The 1,191-nt window shown below is 60.9% G+C and carries 1 protein-coding gene and 1 pseudogene; both read right to left on the bottom strand.

Annotation, left to right across the window (positions count from 1 at the left end):
• Positions 1–344, bottom strand: a pseudogene (locus HMPREF2924_RS35050) (hypothetical protein); the annotation flags it as partial.
• Positions 341–1,191, bottom strand: an 851-nt coding sequence (locus HMPREF2924_RS36255; RefSeq protein ID WP_256567983.1) for an STY4528 family pathogenicity island replication protein, incomplete at its 5' end; no start/stop codon positions are given. The gene HMPREF2924_RS36255 and the pseudogene HMPREF2924_RS35050, both read right to left, overlap by 4 nt.

Genomic DNA, 1,191 nt, shown 5'->3' with positions numbered 1-1,191 from the left:
GGTGGGGTGATTCCAGTGGAATCACCCAACTCCTCGACGGCGCCGAGGCTGGATCCTGGTGAAGTGGTGCCAGTGGCACCACCCAACTCGTCGACGGCGCCGAGGTCGATCCTTGGCAGAGTGTTGCCAGTGGCAACACCCAGCTCGCCGCCGGCGCTGGGGTCGGTCCCTGGTGGGGTGATTCCAGTGGAATCACCCAACTCGTCGACGGCGCCGAGGTCGATCCTTGGCAGAGTGTTGCCAGTGGCAACACCCAGTTCGCCACCGGTGCCGAGGTCAGGACCTGGCAGAGTGATGCGGGCCGCATCACCAAAAAACACGACGCCCGACCGAGACTTTCTCATGGCTTATCACCCCGCTCGGATGGCACGCTCGATCCGTGTCTGGGCCGAATGAGGTCCTTGAGCCGGCTGAGGACCTCGTTCCCTGTCCGGGTATCCCCCTTCGGCTGAAGCTGAGGCTGTGTAGGCGTTGTGGGGCTTGGTGGTGCCAGAGCACGACTGGGGCGTTCCGCTGCTGGGATGGTTCGTTCAGCCGGTTCCTCTGGAGCCCAAGAGGCGTTGAACTTGCCCTGGACTGCACGCTGGATGAGCGTCATGAGGTAGCCGAACGGATTACCGACGGTTCCGCCGGCACATCGGTGCTGCCACTGCTCGATGATGGGTAGCCGAAGATCCTCGGACACCCGTCGGAGCGCGCTTACGGCTTGGATCCGTTGCTCGGCCTCCAGTGTGTGCAAGAGGCCCTGCCAGTTCGGATGTGCTTCCTCGCGTGTTCGCGGTTGTACTGGCTTTTTACATACAGAACCTTGTTTGTATGTATACGTACTATATGAGTTCGGCATCCGAACCAAGGGCGTACTCGGCGGATTCTGTCTGGGTTCGGCATCCGAACTCAGCGGTAAAGCGCATTGCTTGCCGCTGATTTCACTGAGTTCGGCATCCGAACTCAGGGTTGAATGAGGTAGATCGGGCAGAGTTCGGATGCCGAACTCTGCCGCTGGATCCGCTTCGAGCTGACTATCAATAGCCCATTGCTGGTGGTTCAAGCGTCCCTCGAGCTTCTCCAGATGGGTTGGGAGGCGGCGACCCACGTCCGGGTCATCCCTGAACTCCCGCCATGTGACCTGGCCGATTTCGCGTATGGCTCGGTTGCTGTCGCCGGTGGACTGGCTCAGCAACTGCATGTAGT

The sequence above is a fragment of the Pseudomonas sp. HMSC063H08 genome (assembly GCF_001813645.1).
GTDB classification, from domain to species: domain Bacteria; phylum Pseudomonadota; class Gammaproteobacteria; order Pseudomonadales; family Pseudomonadaceae; genus Pseudomonas; species Pseudomonas aeruginosa.
This window is presented reverse-complemented; position numbering and strand designations above follow the sequence as displayed.